Source organism: Enterococcus italicus DSM 15952, from assembly GCF_000185365.1.
Lineage (GTDB): Bacteria > Bacillota > Bacilli > Lactobacillales > Enterococcaceae > Enterococcus_G > Enterococcus_G italicus.
On the sequence record NZ_GL622241.1, the window covers coordinates 1,335,854 to 1,353,448 of the forward strand.

Annotated in this window: 18 protein-coding genes and 1 pseudogene; 5 read left to right on the forward strand and 14 right to left on the reverse strand. The window is 39.2% G+C overall.

The genetic code is table 11. The features are described 5' to 3' along the window. Nucleotides 1-87: 87 nt before the first annotated feature. Nucleotides 88-2,079, reverse strand: coding sequence for a transketolase (gene tkt, locus HMPREF9088_RS06260; RefSeq protein ID WP_007208325.1), 1,992 nt, complete (start codon nucleotides 2,077-2,079; stop codon nucleotides 88-90). A 93-nt stretch (nucleotides 2,080-2,172) separates the two neighbouring features. After that, nucleotides 2,173-2,412: a DUF896 family protein gene (locus HMPREF9088_RS06265; protein ID WP_007208326.1), complete on the reverse strand. Its 240-nt coding sequence runs from the start codon at nucleotides 2,410-2,412 to the stop codon at nucleotides 2,173-2,175. 141 nt (nucleotides 2,413-2,553) lie between these two features. Between HMPREF9088_RS06265 and lexA the strand changes: the two genes are divergently transcribed. Next, nucleotides 2,554-3,177, forward strand: coding sequence for a transcriptional repressor LexA (lexA, locus tag HMPREF9088_RS06270; RefSeq protein ID WP_007208327.1), 624 nt, complete (start codon nucleotides 2,554-2,556; stop codon nucleotides 3,175-3,177). Nucleotides 3,178-3,275: 98 nt separating this feature from the next. Next, nucleotides 3,276-3,494: a hypothetical protein gene (locus tag HMPREF9088_RS06275; protein WP_376786156.1), complete on the forward strand. Its 219-nt coding sequence runs from the start codon at nucleotides 3,276-3,278 to the stop codon at nucleotides 3,492-3,494. 93 nt (nucleotides 3,495-3,587) lie between these two features. Here HMPREF9088_RS06275 and HMPREF9088_RS06280 read toward each other — a convergent pair whose 3' ends face one another. From HMPREF9088_RS06280 to obgE, 7 genes are all read right to left on the reverse strand, one after another. Then, nucleotides 3,588-4,100 (reverse strand): adenine phosphoribosyltransferase, encoded by a 513-nt coding sequence (locus HMPREF9088_RS06280; RefSeq protein WP_040366571.1) that lies wholly within the window; start codon nucleotides 4,098-4,100, stop codon nucleotides 3,588-3,590. Between the two features lie 11 nt (nucleotides 4,101-4,111). Further along, a complete protein-coding gene (gene recJ / locus HMPREF9088_RS06285) occupies nucleotides 4,112-6,397 on the reverse strand; it encodes a single-stranded-DNA-specific exonuclease RecJ (RefSeq protein WP_007208330.1) in 2,286 nt (761 codons plus the stop codon). A 109-nt stretch (nucleotides 6,398-6,506) separates the two neighbouring features. Further along, nucleotides 6,507-6,893 carry a LapA family protein gene (locus HMPREF9088_RS06290; protein WP_007208331.1) on the reverse strand — a complete coding sequence of 129 codons (387 nt, stop codon included), beginning with the start codon at nucleotides 6,891-6,893 and terminating at the stop codon, nucleotides 6,507-6,509. Between the two features lie 14 nt (nucleotides 6,894-6,907). Continuing rightward, entirely contained in the window at nucleotides 6,908-7,696 is a 789-nt protein-coding gene (locus tag HMPREF9088_RS06295) for an SDR family NAD(P)-dependent oxidoreductase (RefSeq protein ID WP_007208332.1), read from the reverse strand. A 12-nt stretch (nucleotides 7,697-7,708) separates the two neighbouring features. Beyond that, entirely contained in the window at nucleotides 7,709-8,632 is a 924-nt protein-coding gene (rnz, locus tag HMPREF9088_RS06300) for a ribonuclease Z (protein ID WP_007208333.1), read from the reverse strand. Nucleotides 8,633-8,652: 20 nt separating this feature from the next. Next, a complete protein-coding gene (locus HMPREF9088_RS06305) occupies nucleotides 8,653-9,204 on the reverse strand; it encodes a DUF1269 domain-containing protein (protein WP_007208334.1) in 552 nt (183 codons plus the stop codon). Nucleotides 9,205-9,305: 101 nt separating this feature from the next. Beyond that, nucleotides 9,306-10,619 carry a GTPase ObgE gene (gene obgE / locus HMPREF9088_RS06310; RefSeq protein ID WP_040366574.1) on the reverse strand — a complete coding sequence of 438 codons (1,314 nt, stop codon included), beginning with the start codon at nucleotides 10,617-10,619 and terminating at the stop codon, nucleotides 9,306-9,308. A 232-nt stretch (nucleotides 10,620-10,851) separates the two neighbouring features. Between obgE and HMPREF9088_RS06315 the strand changes: the two are divergent. Further along, nucleotides 10,852-11,601, forward strand: a pseudogene (locus tag HMPREF9088_RS06315) (peptidylprolyl isomerase). A 50-nt stretch (nucleotides 11,602-11,651) separates the two neighbouring features. Here HMPREF9088_RS06315 and fabZ read toward each other — a convergent pair. Continuing rightward, a complete protein-coding gene (gene fabZ, locus HMPREF9088_RS06320) occupies nucleotides 11,652-12,089 on the reverse strand; it encodes a 3-hydroxyacyl-ACP dehydratase FabZ (protein ID WP_040366577.1) in 438 nt (145 codons plus the stop codon). Between the two features lie 183 nt (nucleotides 12,090-12,272). Here fabZ and fabI point away from each other — a divergent pair, with 183 nt between their 5' ends. Together fabI and HMPREF9088_RS06330 are read left to right on the forward strand one after the other, a co-directional pair. Next, nucleotides 12,273-13,028 (forward strand): enoyl-ACP reductase FabI, encoded by a 756-nt coding sequence (gene fabI, locus HMPREF9088_RS06325; RefSeq protein ID WP_007208339.1) that lies wholly within the window; start codon nucleotides 12,273-12,275, stop codon nucleotides 13,026-13,028. A 72-nt stretch (nucleotides 13,029-13,100) separates the two neighbouring features. Further along, nucleotides 13,101-14,021 (forward strand): mechanosensitive ion channel family protein, encoded by a 921-nt coding sequence (locus HMPREF9088_RS06330; RefSeq protein ID WP_007208340.1) that lies wholly within the window; start codon nucleotides 13,101-13,103, stop codon nucleotides 14,019-14,021. Nucleotides 14,022-14,150: 129 nt separating this feature from the next. On the opposite strand, the gene cbpB is transcribed toward HMPREF9088_RS06330, so the two are convergent. The 4 genes from cbpB to racE form a co-directional block, all read right to left on the reverse strand. Continuing rightward, nucleotides 14,151-14,633, reverse strand: a complete 483-nt coding sequence (gene cbpB, locus HMPREF9088_RS06335; protein WP_007208341.1) for a cyclic-di-AMP-binding protein CbpB — start codon at nucleotides 14,631-14,633, stop codon at nucleotides 14,151-14,153. 75 nt (nucleotides 14,634-14,708) lie between these two features. Then, entirely contained in the window at nucleotides 14,709-15,221 is a 513-nt protein-coding gene (locus HMPREF9088_RS06340) for a metallophosphoesterase (protein WP_007208342.1), read from the reverse strand. Continuing rightward, entirely contained in the window at nucleotides 15,218-16,516 is a 1,299-nt protein-coding gene (locus HMPREF9088_RS06345) for an XTP/dITP diphosphatase (protein WP_007208343.1), read from the reverse strand. Before HMPREF9088_RS06345 ends, HMPREF9088_RS06340 begins: the two co-directional genes overlap by 4 nt. Then, nucleotides 16,513-17,331 (reverse strand): glutamate racemase, encoded by an 819-nt coding sequence (gene racE / locus HMPREF9088_RS06350; RefSeq protein WP_007208344.1) that lies wholly within the window; start codon nucleotides 17,329-17,331, stop codon nucleotides 16,513-16,515. The genes HMPREF9088_RS06345 and racE overlap by 4 nt, the downstream gene beginning before the upstream one ends. Nucleotides 17,332-17,595: the final 264 nt, after the last annotated feature.

The window sequence follows — 17,595 nt, forward strand, 5'->3', positions numbered from 1 at the left end:
GAAAAAAGCCATAAAACCCAAAAGTTTGAGAGCAAACTTTTGAATTTTATGGTCATTTTGATTGTACCTAGATAATTCTAATCTTTTCTAGATTGACTGATACGTTGCGACAACATTACCCACAGTGAAGCCAAATTCTTCCATCACTTTGTTTCCAGGTGCAGACGCACCAAAGTGATCGATCGCAATAATTTTCCCTTTACATTTTGTATATTTCGCCCAACCAAATGATGATCCTGCTTCAATAGCTACACGCTTCTTAACTGATTTTGGTAAGACAGATTCTTTGTATTCATCCGCTTGCGCCTCGAACAGATCAAAACTAGGCATCGATACTACAGATACATCGTGGCCATTTTCAGCAAGTACTTTTTGTGCTTCAACTGCCAAAGCAACTTCGGACCCTGTTGCAAGCAAGATTCCTTCTGGTTTATCTCCTTTTTGCGGTGAGATCACATAAGCACCTTTTTTAACTTGACTATCAGCATTGTCGGCTGTTCCTGGAATGACTGGTAAATTTTGGCGACTTAAGACAAGTACAGTAGGTGTTTTTTTTGATTCTAAAGCAATTTTCCACGCTGCTCGAGTTTCATTTCCATCTGCTGGACGCAATACATGTAAGTTAGGAATTGAGCGTAGGCTCGACAATTGTTCTATTGGTTCGTGTGTTGGCCCATCTTCCCCGACTGCCACTGAGTCGTGCGTTAAGACATATGTGACTGGTACTCCTTGAATTGCAGCCAAACGAACAGCTGGTCGTAAGTAGTCCACGAATACAAAGAAAGTACCACCATACACTTTTGTTCCACCATGTAGTTGAATTCCATTCATTGCAGCTGCCATGGCAAACTCACGAACACCAAACCAGATATTGCGTCCTTCGTATTGTCCTGGTTCAAAGTCTTTCTCTGCTGCAACCATCGTGTTATTTGAACTAGATAAGTCAGCGGAACCACCCCAAAGAGTAGGAACATTTTTAGAAAGTTGTTGAATCATTTCTTTGCTTGATACACGACTAGCTTGGCTTGATCCTTCTTCATATACTGGCAAATTCGCTTCCCATTCAGCAGGCAAACGCCCTTCGAAACCATCTTTGAATTGTTTTGCTAATTCTGGATAAGCAGCTTCATAGCTAGCAAATAATTGATTCCATTCTGCTTCTGCCTGTGCTCCACGTTCTTGGATTGCTTTTGTAAAACGTGATTGGACTTCTTCTGGTACTGTAAATTCTGGATATTCCCAGCCATATGCTTTTTTAGCTGCCGCAACTCCTTCAATACCTAATGGCGCACCATGAACGCCTGACGTACCCTGTTTTGGTGCACCAAAACCGATAATTGTTTTCACTTCAATCATGGTTGGTTTATCCGACACTTTTGCTTCGTCTATCGCTTTTGAGATAGCTTCTAAATCATTGCCTTCTTTCACAAGGATATGATTCCAGCCATACGCTTTAAATCGATCACCAACATTTTCAGTGAAAGCTTTTGAGGTCGGTCCATCAAGTGAAATATCATTTGAATCATAAAATAGCACCAATTTATTTAGTTTTAAATGGCCAGCTAATGAAGCCGCTTCTTGAGAGACACCTTCCATCAAGTCACCATCCCCACATAGTGCATAGGTATAGTGGTCGACAATATTGAATGTATCTTTATTGTAAGTTGCTGCTAAATGCGCTTCTGCCATTGCCATACCTACTGCCATAGCAATCCCTTGCCCTAAAGGACCGGTCGTTGCTTCCACGCCATCGGTATGATTGACTTCTGGATGTCCTGGTGTTTTGCTATTCCATTGTCTAAAATTCTTCAAATCTTCGGTGGTCACATTGTAGCCTGCACAGTGCAATAAGCTATACAACAATGCGGAACCATGGCCAGCAGATAAAACAAAGCGATCACGATCTACCCATTTAGTTGAAGTTTTGGGATTAATTTTTAAATGTTTTGTCCATAATGCGTATGCCATTGGTGCTGCACCCATTGGTAATCCTGGATGGCCTGAATTTGCTTTTTGTACCGCATCAATACTTAACGTACGTAAAGTATCGACTCCTAGTTGATCAATTTTGTCGAACAATAGAAACGCCTCCTAATTTAGGTTTTTTTACTTTTATTCTCATAACTCATTATATAGTAAAAGAGAAAGATGCGCAATCTTTCTCTTTAGCTACTAGCGTCCGTGCAGACCCTTTTCTTTTTGAATTTTCTTTAACTTATCTGGAGTAACATCATTTCCTTTTGGATCTACTACTTTCATCCCTTCAATATGGTGTCTCATTCCACCACGAAATGCAGCCAAATATTCCTCGCGCAATTTCTTTTGCTCCAAAGTTTCTGTCTCAGTTAAGTTAGAGGTCTTCTTTTTATTTGCTAATTCATTAATTCTTGCTAACTTTTCTTTTGATAACATACATACTCGCCTCACTTTCCACTTAATGATAATTGAAAACGGTAAAAAAAACAAATAAGAAAGCTAAATATACGAACATTTGTTTGAATAGCCGACCTAAATATGATACACTAATTATATAAATGAAAGTGGGTGTACAATTTGGTGAAACGAACTGAAAACCGTCAACTTGAGGTTCTACGATTTATCCATCAACGCGTTTCGGAAAAGGGATATCCACCTACTGTTAGAGAAATCGGGGAAGCAGTACAACTCTCTTCTACTTCGACCGTTCACGGACACTTGTCTAGGTTAGAAAAGAAAGGCTATATTCTTAGAGACCCGACAAAGCCTCGTGCAATCGAGCTGACGGCAAAAGGTTTAGAAGCAATTGATATTGTTTCCGATAGCATCCCTCTTCTTGGTGTTGTTACAGCGGGTGAACCCATCTTAGCAGTTGAAGAAGCCGCTGATTTTTTCCCTTTACCACCTGATTTAACGAATGATCAAGGGCACCTGTTCATGCTTACAATCAAAGGAGAGAGCATGATTAACGCTGGTATTCTAGATGGCGACCAAGTCATCGTTCGTAAACAAGATATTGCCCAAAATGGTGATATCGTCATTGCGATGACTGACGAAAATGAAGCTACTTGCAAGACCTTCTACAAAGAAAAAAATTATTATCGCTTGCAACCTGAAAATGATTTTATGGATCCCATTATTTTACAATCTGTCAAAATATTGGGACGAGTTGTCGGCTTATATCGCAATTTAATCCTCTAGAAGCAAACTTTTAAAAAAGTTTGCTTCTTTTCTCTTTACAAACCAAACGAATGTTCGTATAATAAAAATACAAACAAATGTTCGCATCGGACAGAGGAGTGATTAATTTGAAAACTATTCGTCGTTTTGGATTTATTTTATTGGTGTTGTTTCTAGGTATATTTATTGGTCACGCTAGCTTCTTGGTCACTTTCTTGCTTGTTAGTCCTTTACTAATCATTTGGCTGTTGGCTTGGGATGATAAGCAGTATCAAATGCGCCAATATCGTCGAGCTAATCGAATGTACCAGTCTGAAAATTTTAGATACAAGTCATAATTTACATTCAAAAAGGTTAATGAACTTTAATTGGAAAACTTTTTTACCCATATTAAAAGGAGTGTGACGGATTTTCGTCATACTCCTTTTTCACTAATATTCCATTAACGTTAACATGTCATACCCTTCAATTTTGTCTCGGCCATGTAAATCTTGCAATTCAATTAAAAATGCACAACCAACAACAACTCCACCCAATTTTTCAACAAGTTCGATCGTAGCTTTGATTGTTCCGCCTGTCGCCAATAGATCATCGCAAATTAATACTTTTTGGCCTGGTTTAATCGCATCTTCATGCAAGGTTAATGTATCACTACCATACTCCAAATCATATGAAACAGAAATCGTTTTTCTTGGAAGTTTCCCTGGTTTGCGAACGGGTGCAAAACCAACACCAAGTTCAAATGCTACTGGACAACCAACAATAAATCCTCTTGCTTCAGGTCCAACTACCATGTCAATTTCTTTTTCTTGTGCGTAGTCTACAATTTGTTTGGTCGCTGCTCTGTATGCTTCGCCATCTGCCATTAATGGCGAAATGTCACGAAATACAATTCCTTTTGATGGATAATCTGGAATACTCGCTATGTAGTCTTTTAAATTCATTTTATTTCCTCCTATGAAAAGAACCAATCTTTTAAATCAGCAATATCTGAGAGCTGTAAAAACATCTCAGAGTCGATTCGTTGCTTCCTCTGTTGATAAATCGTGCTTGCCTCAAGTTGCGTCGGAACAACATCTTCAACATAGCCTAAGATACCATCGTTTATTGTAACAAATTTTAAATCAAAAAACACTTGAATCATGAAAATTAATAACTTTTTAGGAATCTGTAAATAATTCGCCAATTCATCCAATTTGTAGCGTATATCAAGTGTCTGTTGTTGCTTGATCACTTGGTACATTTTTTTGTACTGCTCTCTTGTGCCTAACCCATCCAGATACGCATCGTCAGTCGCTTCAAATACAAGATAATGGTGCGCATTTTTAAATTGCTGCGCTACTTTTTTAACCAATTTAACATCCGAAGGGCAGTCCAGGTAAATGACTTCTTTGTAGGATTTTTGTTTAAGTTGAGCGATATCTTCTTCATTTCGAACATGAATCGTTTCTGCTTGGAATTTTTTGTCACCTATTTTTTTCTCCGTAAATGATATAAAGATACTCTCTCTTACATTAAGAGGCGGCAATGATTGGCGTTTCGAGCGAAAGTCAAAGACCTGTGATCCCTTTATAAGATAGTCATCGACCATCAATTGTGGCGTGACATGGTTGTTCCAACTATTTAGTGTTAGTTCACCCACAATAGAAAGGTTATCCGAAGAAAAGTCAGTCAAATAACTACCAAATTGAAAAGCAATATACGGCAAGGAAGCTGAACCGTCAGAAAGCTGCCCTTTTAAATGATTTTTTTCTGCACCAATTAAGCGATTGTCCGTCGCTTTGATCTCAGAAAATAAAAATTTTGGGTAGCGATTGTCCATCCCGAAAGGAGCTAATGTTTGTAGAGACTTGATAAATGGTACCGTCGCTTCTTCAATCTTTAGCGTCCCATCGATTCTTAATGGCAAACCAGTAAAATGAATACCTCGCGTTAGCACGTAGTCATTTAGTGATTGCTGTAAAGTATCTATTTGATTCTGCTCGATAGACAGCCCGACTGCTGAGTGATGGCCACCAAATGACAAAAACAGTTCTTTTAGTGGGAGAAGTGTTTGAAAGAGATCAAAACTCTCGATGCTTCGACCTGAGCCTTTTGCTACTCCATTTACTAATTTTGTCAAAACAATGGTGGGTTTTCCTGTTTGTTGCATAATTCTTCCGGCAACAATTCCCAAAACCCCTTCATGCCAGTTTTCACCAACTATGACATGAATTTGATTATCAACATTTATTTTCTGGCTAGCTTCTGCAAATACATCGGCGACGATTTGTTTGCGCTCGGTATTTTTTTGATCAATTTCTTGTGCCAAAGTCTTAGCTTTTTGCTCATCGAATGTCGTCAATAATTCTACTGCAATCGTCGCATCGCTCAATCGACCCAACGCATTTAACCGTGGTGCAAGTGAAAAGCCGACTGATTTATCATCAAGTTCTTCTGGAACGACTTGGCTCACTCGAATCAGTTCTTGGAGCCCCATTCGTTCAGTTTGCCGTATAGCTTGCAAGCCAAATGCAACCAAAATACGATTTTCATCTGTCAGCGAGACCATATCAGCAATCGTCCCTATCGCGACTAGATCCAGACTTTCGACGACCAGCTCATCAAGTAAAGCACAGACAAACTTAAATGCCACTCCAACTCCAGCTAACTCTTTAAAAGGATAGTGCCCTTTTGGATGTCTCGGATGGATAATCGCATAGGCATTCGGTAGTTGTTCAGGTAGTTCATGGTGGTCAGTGACAATGACATCTACGCCCACACTATTAGCATAGTCAATCGCTTCATGGCCGGAGACACCATTATCGACCGTTATGATTAATTGGACACCTTCATTAATTTTTTCCGAATAGACTCGTTGATTTGGCCCGTACCCGTCAGCAAAACGATTCGGTAGATAAAATTCTACATCTGCTCCTAAAAAATCCAAGGCTTCTTTAAGGATTGTCGTACTTGTGATGCCATCTGCATCATAGTCACCGTATATAAGAATTTTTTGATTTTCTATTATCGCTTGCTGCACGCGTTCGATAGCTCGGTCCATATCATAAAATAAAAAAGGATCATGTAGTTTCTCTAATGATGGATGCAAAAAGTTCTCTAGTGCTTCTTCGTCCCGAATACCTCTTTGCCATAGCAACGTAGCAAATGTCTCTGGAAGCTGTCTTCCTATAACACTTGTCACGAAGCTATCGGATAGTTCATTTTCACTTATTAACCATTGATATGTTACTTTCGACAAACAATCACTCCTTAATGGTCCAAAATTGCCACTTAAAATCCAAGCAGAAAAAAAGTCAACCGAACATCTATGCTATCCTTTTGACTTTTTTTCTATTTTTAACGTTCGGTTATTTCGTTTGTGTCTCCTCAAGGGATGCTTGATTTACACTGTTTGCTTGATCAAATGTTTGCTGCATTTCAATTGCTTTATTTGCATATTCTCTTTCAAGTTCTGCTTTTCGTTCAGCTACTCGTTTTTCGATGACTGCATCATCGGTTATTTGCTGATTGCGTAAAGCTTTTAATTCTTTGTTTTGCTTGACATAACTAGAAGTTGCGACTAAAGCAATCACGACTGCGCCAATAAAAGCCGCACCAATTATCACAATAATTAGTGGTGCTTGAATGGCTGTAAAGCCAAAATTAATCGCTACTTGCTTGTTATTTAAGATAGCAAAAATCACAATAACCAACGTTAAAATCAATCCTAAAATAATACGCCACTGATTTTTCATCTACTTCACCTATTCTATTTTTTATTAAAAATACCACCAGCTAGATAGTCGCCGACTCGAGGAAATAGCACATACGCCTTAGCAGCAGCTGCCATAATCAATGGTTTATTGATTTCTCGTCTTGGTTTACCGATAATTTTTACGATTTTCCGTGCTAAGAAAGCTGGTTCCGTCAAGAAAGGCTGAACTTTAGATAAGTACACTTCTTCTGGATCAGCCTTGTCAAAGAAATTGGTTTCCATCGGACCTGGATTTACAGTAGTCACATGAATGTTAAATGACTTTAACTCTAAACGGATTGAATTAGAGAAGCCTAAAACAGCAAATTTTGTGGCTGAATAAATGGATGATTTAGGTGTCGCCATCTTCCCAGCAATAGAAGCCACATTGATGACGTGACCGCTGCCTTGTTCGATCATTTTGACAGCCACTCGTTTCGTAATATACATCAACCCTAAGACGTTTACTTCAAACATATTACGAATTTCTTCAAACGATGTATTCACAAAATCCTCAAACAAACCATAGCCGGCGTTGTTTACAAGCACATCAATCGCACCAACTTCGTCTTCTATTCGCGCCAATACGTGGTCGACTTGTTCCGGATTTGTCACGTCCATCTGATACGCATAGGCCGGCTGCTGACTATATTCCATGCAGCATTCTTTCACAGCGCCAATTAGTTGAATACGACGGGCGCAGACTATGACAATGGCGCCTTCTTTTGCTGCCTCATAACAAATTTGCTCTCCAAATCCTGAAGAAGCACCAGTTACTAAAACCACTTTTCCTTTTAATTTCATCTGTTTCTCCTCTCATCGAAAGGGAACAAGTACTTGATCAAAGTCCTTCACTAGAAGTGTATTTGGAAAAACTTCTTTTGCTTCTTGTTCCAACTCAATCGCTTCTTTTGCGAGATATCTAGCACTAATATGAGTCAGTGCTAATTTTTGTACCCCAGCTTTTTTTGCTACTTCAGCAGCTTGATGTGTTGTTGAATGAAAATAATCTTTAGCCATGCTTGCTTCATGTTTATTAAAGGTACTTTCATGAACAAGCACGTCCGCATCTTTTGCTAATTCAATCGACTGTTGGCAATATCTTGTATCCCCTAAGATTGTCACAATGCGCCCTTTCCGTGCCTGACCGAGAAAATCTTTGCCGTCAAGTACGCGACCATCTGGCAATGTCACACGTTCGCCACGCTTTAGCTGGCCAAAAATTGGGCCTGGGCTAACGGACATCGCTACTAACTTATCGACTTGTAATTCACCGACATGGTCTTTTTCTACGACACGATAACCAAAACTATCAATCCCATGATCCAATTTTTTGGCAAAGACCGTAAATTGGTGGTCTTCAAATACAATACCATCTGTCACTTCATAAAAGTTTAATTTGTAGCCTAGTCTTGAACGCGAAATTCGTAAAGATGTCCTCACGAATTCCTCTACCCCTTTAGGACCGTAAATGTCGAGAGATTCATTACCACCTTGAAACGAGCGACTACTTAGCAAGCCCGGCAAGCCAAAAATATGATCGCCATGTAAGTGAGTAATAAAAATTTTTTCAATTTTTCTTGGCTTAATTGTCGTGCGTAAGATTTGCATCTGCGTCCCTTCTCCACAATCGAATAGCCAAATTTTATTCCGCTCATCCAAAAGTTTTAAGGCAATGCTAGTGACATTGCGATGCTTGGCAGGTACACCCGCTCCTGTTCCTAAAAATTCAATTTCCATTTTTACCTATCTTTCCATCTTTATTCTTTGTGTTTTTCTTTCCAGAATTTCAAAGATGATTCTTTCGTTTTGTTTGTTACTTCATTGGCATTTTTAATCTCTTCTTCAACTTCTTCAAAATCAAACCGGCTAATGCCGCCACCTAATTCTTGCATAATCACTTCATTCAAGGGGCGGTTGTCTGTTTCTTCAGCGATAACAATCAAGCCGGTTTTGCCTTCACTAATTTGTGAAACGAGATGTTCAAATATCGTTTGAGCGGTTGATAGCTCCTTGGCATCTTTCGTCGCTCCGATCAAGCTTCCACCGAACCATCCGAGTAAAATAGCCAATGGACTAACCAATACACCAATCAACATTCCAATCATCCCACCCGTTGAGGTGCCTAATGAGCCAGTCGGATCAAAAAAATCTTCAATGGAAAACTTATGATTCCCATCATTTGAATGTTTAACAACGGCCATTTGTTCAATTTTTAATTGGCCTCTTGTGGCAACTTTTTTTACTTCAGAAAATGCTTGATACGCTTGTGAATTGTATTCAAAATTAGCGACAATGACTTTCTTAGCCATAAAAAATCCCCTACTTTCTTTTAACTACCTCCATTTTACCAATAAATAGTAAAAAGAAAAGAACCAAGTATGGGAATACCCAAACTTGGCTACTTTAATTGTTACTCAACAAATTCAAATTCAAAATTACCAATGCGAACAATATCGCCATCTTTGGCACCACGCGCACGTAATGTTTCATCGACACCCATTGAGCGTAATTGGCGAGCAAAACGCATGACTGTCTCGTCATGATCGAAATTGGTCATTTGGAATAACTTTTCGATTTTCTCACCATGCAATGTCCAAGACGCATCTGGTTCACGGTCAACTGTAAACTCAGGCTCGCTTGATCGATAATTGTACTGAACCACATCTTCTTCCATATCTTGTTCATATAAAAGAAATTCAGGTGTCACCTCTAATAAATCAGCTGTTGCATTTAACAGTGGTTGAATTCCTTTTTTTGCGATACTAGAAATCGGAAAAATTTGAATTGGATCAGCAAATTCATCGGTTTGCTGTGCTGCTATTTTTTTTCGAAATTCTGCAAGATTTTCTTCTGCATTCGGCATATCCATTTTATTCGCGACAATTAACTGCGGGCGTTCCAATAGACGGAGATTATGGGTCTCTAGTTCATGATTGATTGCCAGGTAATCATCATACGGATCTCTTCCTTCAAGTCCGCTCATATCAATAATATGCAAGATTACACGCGTCCGCTCGATATGACGTAGAAACTGCGTACCAAGACCCACACCTTGCGATGCTCCTTCTATCAACCCTGGTAAGTCCGCAACAACAAAGTCTCGACCATCGCTTGTATGAACCATCCCAAGATTTGGTACAAGTGTCGTAAAGTGATATGCACCAATTTTAGGTTTTGCTGACGATATAATAGAAAGAAGGGTTGATTTCCCAACTGATGGGAAGCCCACTAGTCCTACATCCGCTAGTACTTTAAGCTCTAATTCTAATTTTCGTTCTTGGCCTGGCTCGCCATTTTCGGCAAGTTCGGGTGCTGGGTTTTTCGGAGAAGCAAAACGGATATTTCCGCGCCCACCACGGCCCCCTTGTGCAACAACCAATGTTTGACCTTGCTCGATCAAATCACCAATCACTTTGCCTGTTTCAACATCACGCACGGTTGTTCCTTGAGGTACTTTTACAAGTAAATCCTCAGAGCCGCGTCCGTGCATCCCTTTACTCATTCCGTTTTCGCCTGGATCAGCCTTAAAATGACGATTAAAGCGAAAGTCCATTAGTGTCCGTAAACCTTCGTCTACAACAAAAACGACATTCCCTCCACGTCCGCCATCACCACCAGCTGGTCCCCCATCTGGCACATACTTTTCCCGTCGAAAAGCAACCATCCCATCGCCGCCTTTGCCAGCTTTGACGTCAATAGTTACTTGATCTAAAAACATGGACATGTATTTGTCCTCCATTCTACTTATTCTGATTACTGTGCGCATTTTTTCCACAAAGTCTTATCCATTGTACCTATCTATGAGCACTTTGTCTATCTTTTCATTATACCCGATAAGCAATTAGAATAAAAATATCAGACATGAGAAAAACAAATTGGATTTGTCTCCTTGAGCTATTGTTTGAACAATTCATCGTCTGTTATGATAGGAACAAATAAAAGAAAGGATTGAACAAATGATTAAGAAAAAGTTTGGCTTAGTAATTTTAGTAAGTTTGGGTCTCGTTTTGGGGGCTTGTCAAAGTAAAAGCAGCACGACAACTTCAGAAACAAAGACTTCAGTGACAGAGACGACCTCATCAACCGTGGACTTGAATAGTCTCGATCTACCACAATTAGATACTACAATTAAAGAGGATGAAACAGTCGTATTGATGAGTACGACTGATGGCGAGATCAAAATCAAATTATTTCCTAAAATAGCACCAAAAGCGGTTGAAAATTTTGTTACGCATGCTAAAGAAGGCTATTATGATGGGGTAATTTTTCATCGGGTGATTGATGAATTTATGATTCAAAGTGGCGACCCTGAAGGCACGGGTAGTGGTGGTGAAAGTATCTGGGGTAAAGGATTTGCCGCGGAAATATCAAATCAACTGTACCACATTCGTGGCGCTCTCTCGATGGCAAGTAGTAGCTAAGCCAATAGTCTAGGAAGTCAATTCTTTATTGTCCAAAACAATGAAGATGTTTCTGATGGACTGGCGATTCAGTACTATCCTGAAAAAATTATTAATGCCTACAAAAAAGGCGGTGCCCCTTCTCTAGATGGTAATTATGCTGTATTTGGCCAAGTAATCGATGGGATGAGTGTCGTCGATAAGATTGCAAGTGAAGAAGTAACCACTAATGATTCTGGAGAAAATTCAAAACCAGTCAATCCAGTTAAAATTGTAAACATCAAAATTTTACAAGAAGCAAAATAATAACACTGTAAAAGCAAAAGGAGTATGACAAAAATTTGTCACACTCCCTTTTATTTTGGTCCTACGATAAATGTGAATTCACACTGTGCACAGATTTTTCCTTCAACTGTTGCAATCGCGTCCGCTGTACCGACTGACCCTTTCATTTTTGTGATTTCAAACGATAATTTAATTGTATCGCCCGGTACTACCTTTTGACGAAATTTTGCTTTATTGATACCACCGATATAGGCAGTATGTCCTGCGAATTCCTCTGATTTTAAAATCAAAATAGAGCCTGCTTGTGCCAATGTTTCTACTATTAATGCACCTGGCATAACCGGATTTCCGGGGAAATGCCCTTGAAAGAAATCTTCGTTGATCGTGACATTTTTCGTTGCAATAATTTTTTTACCTGATTCAATCTCATCTACGTAGTCAATATAAATAATGGGATAACGATTTGGAATCAAATCCATCACTTCGGTTTCAGTTAAAAACTTTTTCATTGCCATCCTCTTTTCTCATGGATTAATACTTTGGTTATCAAAGTATCATAGATAAATGAATTTAGCAATAGTTATATATAAAGAATATATTTAGTTTGACAATCAAAGTTTTTTCGATAATAATAAGAAATCATAAATCTTTTTTGTGATAATTTCGTGTCTACAGGATTAAGGAGTGACAATATGAGTTTTTTAACAGGAAAAAAAATCGTAGTAATGGGTGTAGCCAATAAAAAAAGTATCGCTTGGGGCTGCGCACAAGCATTAACACAACAAGGTGCAGAAGTTATATACACCTATCAAAACGATCGCATGAAAAAATCTTTGGAAAAATTACTGGAAGGATCTGAATTTTTAGTCGAATGTGACGTTGCAAATGATGAGAGCATTCAACAAGCCTTCGCTACAATCAAAGAATACGCTGGCGAAATTCACGGACTGGTCCATGCGATTGCTTATGCAAATAAAGACGATCTTCAAGGTAGCGTGACAGAAATCTCTCGTGAGGGCTATGCATTAGCACAAGATGTAAGTAGTTACTCATTTATCGCAGTGACACGCTATGCTGAACCAATCTTAGCTGAAAATAGCGGTATCGTAACGTTAACCTATTTAGGATCTGAGCGTGCTGTACCAAATTATAATATGATGGGCATCGCGAAAGCAGCTTTAGAGGCTTCCGTTCGGTACCTAGCTGCTGATTTATCTCCTAAAAAGATTCGCGTCAATGCCGTGTCAGCTGGAGCAATCAAAACATTGGCCGTTACGGGTGTCAAAGACTATCAAAAACTAATTCAATTATCAGAAGATCGTACCCCTGACCATGTTGGAGTTACTATCGAAGAGGTCGGCAATGCATGTGCATTTTTAGTGAGCCCACTTTCTAGTGGAATAATTGGTGAAGTTATTTTCGTCGATAAAGGCGTACACTTATCATAAGCGACACCTCTTCTTTCTTTATTTTCTGTATGGTAAAATGAGAAAAACAGAAAGAAAGGAATCAAACTAGTTATGTTCGGTCTTTTTTTTGGTGTTGGCACTACCTCTAGTTCTGATAGTTCCATTATTGCACCTGCAGAAAAACAATTAAATGCGTTCCAAAAATGGTGGCAAGCCATTGATTGGGAAGCGATTATAGCCATTATTATTCAAAAAGCATTAATGCTTATTTTTCTCATGCTCTTATTTTTACTTATTTGGCGAATCGCGATAGCTGTCATTGATCGCACATATCAATCCTATGGCAAACGTATGAATCTGAATGCTGGTCGAATGACGACCATTCATACATTGATTCGTAATATTGTACAATACACGATTGGCTTCTTTTTCTTATACTCCATTCTCTCCGTCTTAGGTGTACCGGTCGGATCATTACTGGCTGGTGCTGGGATTGCTGGTGTAGCGATTGGCCTAGGTGCACAAGGGTTTATGAATGATATCATTACGGGATTTTTTATCATTATGGAGCAACAAATTGATGTTGGGGATTATATCCGACTTAAGAATTTAGATGTTGAAGGAACAGTTACGAGTGTGGGTCTACGTACATTGCAACTTAAAGCTGTTGATGGCACGGTCCACTTTATTCCAAATCGTAATATCACGACCATCAGTAACACATCTCGTGCAGATATGCAGGTGATTGTCGATGTTCGCATTAATCCAAGCGAAGGCATCGCAGATATCCGCGCGATTATCGAGCAAGCGAATCGACGGATTGAAGATTCTTACAAAGACAGCATCACTACTCCCCCTTCTGTGTTTGGTCTAGTAGATATTGGCAATGGTAATTATGCTATCCGTACAACACTTTATACCAAGAATGGCTTTCAGTACAAAGTGAAAGAAGAACTCTTGAGCGATTCAATCAACTCATTATTGGCAGAAGGCTTTACTATTCCAAACGAACCTATAATTACGAATAAATAAATACAGTAATAAGCTGAGACAGATTTTTCAGCAATTAGCAAAAAGACGGTGTAATCCAGAAGTTGTTTCTCAAACTTTTAGATTCTACCGTCTTTTAGTTGTTATGGTTCAAAAGCATCCCTCTCGTTATTATGCGTGGTTTTTCATGGGTGCTTTTGCAAGTAGTATGTACTCTTTTTCCAAACGATGAACCAAATGATTCACCGCTTTTAAGATTTCTTTTCGTGTAATGATTCCACAAAAAACACCTTGTTCATCAACTCGTGGTAAAAAGGAGCGGTTAACCAATAGATGCAAAATATCTTCCAAATCATTGTCAGCTACACAAGGGACATTCACTTCCATCACGTCAGCAACTGTTAAATTTTCAATTAATTTTTCATCAAAGCCAGTCAGGCCCATCATGCGATTCACAATGTTCGCCAGACTAATTAAGCCAACTAGACGATCATCTGAGTCTAATACTGGAATTTGATTGTATCCGACTTTTGACAATACTAACAACGCATGTTCCAAAGGATGGTTATACAAGACAGTCGCAACATTGTCAGCCGGAATAATAAAATCGGTTTCTGGGATTTCCATTAATTCTCTTGTTTTTTTTCCTATCACGTATGCGTCCTCCTATGATAATTCTGACCATATTATACCAATTAACTTTTTTGAATAAATGAAATTATCAATTATTTACTTTTTTTTAAAAGAAAAAGTCAAATCGGGGATCTTCTGAGCAGATCGATCATAGTAACTGACATCAAAAGTATCATCGTTGCTATCGATAATTGCAAAACTTTTGTATGGTAGCCCTCTTGGTTGAGAGATGCTGCCAGGATTTACATATAATGTGCCATCAATGTACTCACATCCAAGTTTGTGCGTATGACCAAACAATGCAATCGTTGCTTTTTCTTCCTTTGCACGAAGTTCTAGCGGTGTCATTGTAAAATTCACTTGATAGAGGTGACCATGTGTCAGATAGATCCGGTCATTTTTTGTACGCACGAGTTGTTCTTTTTTATAACCTGTATCATAATCGCAATTACCTTGAATGACGACAATTGATTCCCATAGCAGATCCTCAGCTGGTAATTCCGAATCGCCACAATGGAGAAATACATCAACTTGTCCTTTAAATTGATCGTAAATTTTTTGGACAATGTCACGATCACCGTGACTATCACTCATTACTAAATACTTCATTCTTCTACTCCTTCCAACCATTCAAGCCAATGCTCTTCTAATTTTTTAATTGCTCTTGCACGATGACTTAGTTCATTTTTCTCTTTAGCAGTCAATTCGGCAGCTGTTCTCCCGCTTTGGTCGATCACGAACAACGGATCATAGCCAAAGCCATTATCCCCTCTAGGAATCCTGCCAATGCGTCCTTCCCATTCTGCCTCGACGACCAATGTTTCTTTATCGGGAGCAGCTAAGGCAAGTGTACAATGAAATTGTGCCGTACGTTTCTCATCAGGAACGTCTGTCAACTCATACATTAATTTGGCATTGTTGGAAGCATCGTTTTTTTGTAAACCAGCAAATCGTGCGGAATGCACGCCTGGCAATCCACCAAGTGCATCGACCTTTAGACCGGAATCATCGGCTAGGACGGGCGCTTGAATGATCGTCGCTATCGTCTCTGCTTTTAAGCAAGCATTCTCAGCGAACGTCTGACCTGTTTCCGCCACATCGGGCAATTCTGGGAAATCTTTCATTGTTTTAATTTGATAGCCACTTTTCTCAAATAATGCTGCAAATTCACGTGCCTTGCCTTCGTTACCTGTCGCAATCACGATTACTTTGTCTTCTTTCATTGGGGTAAAGGGTGTATAAAGATGGCTCTTTAGTTCTTGAATTTCTTCTTGTGCCACGGCCGTACCGCTAATCAACACACCATTCAATTCATTAATGCCAAATGGCCGACCATTATTATCAAACTGGACCGCTAAAAACTCACCTGCTTCATTCACACACACAGTCGCTTCAACAAGAGCTTGTAATTCTTCATGTCTATCTGGATCGATTAAAGGAATCTCTGGCGTAATGAAGGCGACTTGAATCGCCGCGAACCCTTGACTAATTCCTGAATTCGATTGATTGTTTCTACGAGTAAGTGTGTCGCACGCTTGCTGAAGGGCTAAATACATCGCATTGGCTGCAACAGCTAAAAAACTCCCATCATCTTGCTCAACAACCACTTCGATATGTAATTTTTTTCCTCCTAGATTGGTATCGCTAAGAACCCCATTTAATAGTTGTTCTAGAAAAAGCTCGCTACTTTTTTGCTTTTTAGTCAGCTCTTGGTTATTTGCCATCGGAGCTATCAGTTGTACAAGCTTCAACTGATAGCCGTCCTGACTGTCGGACAAATTTACTGCACAACTGACAATTGTATCTCCTTGGTGAATGGTAGCCGATCCTAATGCATACTTTCGGTTATTGGTTTCAATTTTTGTTTGTCGTTTGCTCTTTTCATAGCGGCCATCGTATCTCATGACTTTTCCTCCCCAAGTGCGATATGTTTAGATGAAATCGTGTTTTCTTTTAACCATTCTTTTGCAATCTGATCAAACATTTTCGTCGATCCTGTCGTGTAAAAAGTCATCGAACGCTCCGTCGTAAGCGTCGTATTAGCCATTTGGAAATAATCAAGCAAGGTACTAACTTCACCCACTGTTTCAGCACCCGAATCAATTAATTTGACCTTGGAGCCCATCACATTTTGAATCAAAGGACGCAAAATGGGGTAATGCGTGCAGCCTAAAATTAGCGTATCAACAGGTTGTTTTTCAAAATAGCGAAGACTTTCAGCAACGATTTTTTTGGCCACTGATGTCTGAAATTGATTACTTTCAACAATCGGTACAAATTTTGGGCAAGCTAGGCTAAGAATTTTGGCTTTCGGTGATTTTTCTTGTAACACTCGTTCATAGCTTGCACTTTTGATAGTCCCTTCTGTGCCAATAACACCAATCTGATTGGTGTGTGTCGCTTTGATGGCAGCTCGAGAACCTGGCAAAATAACTCCAATCACTGGAATCGATAATGTTTTCTTTATTTCCTCCAATGCTACTGCCGTTGCTGTATTGCAGGCAATGACGAGCATTTTGATGTTCTTATTTAGTAAAAAACGGGTCATTTCCCACGTAAAGGCTATTACTTGCTCTGCTGGTCTGGGTCCATAAGGGCAACGCGCTGTATCCCCAAGGTAGATAATATTTTCATTCGGCAGTTGTTTTAATGCTTCTTTGACAACTGTTAATCCGCCAACACCGGAATCAATAAAACCAATCGGCTGGTTTTTGTCCATACTTTATCCCTCTAGTCATTCAAAATTCTTTTCACATAATCTTCTTTTCACATAATCTTCTTTATTATACCCATTATTGCTAAAAATGAAAAACGTCTGCCGTTTATTCGATAAAATTTTAGCAAGTATAAGCATCTTTATTGATTACTTCAAGTAAGATATAGTTGAAATCTATTAAACAGAAAGTGAGGAATGAAGATGGAAAAAGTAAACCGATAAGCACTTGGCTTAGTTCTCGTGCGCATTATGTTAGGAGTATCAATG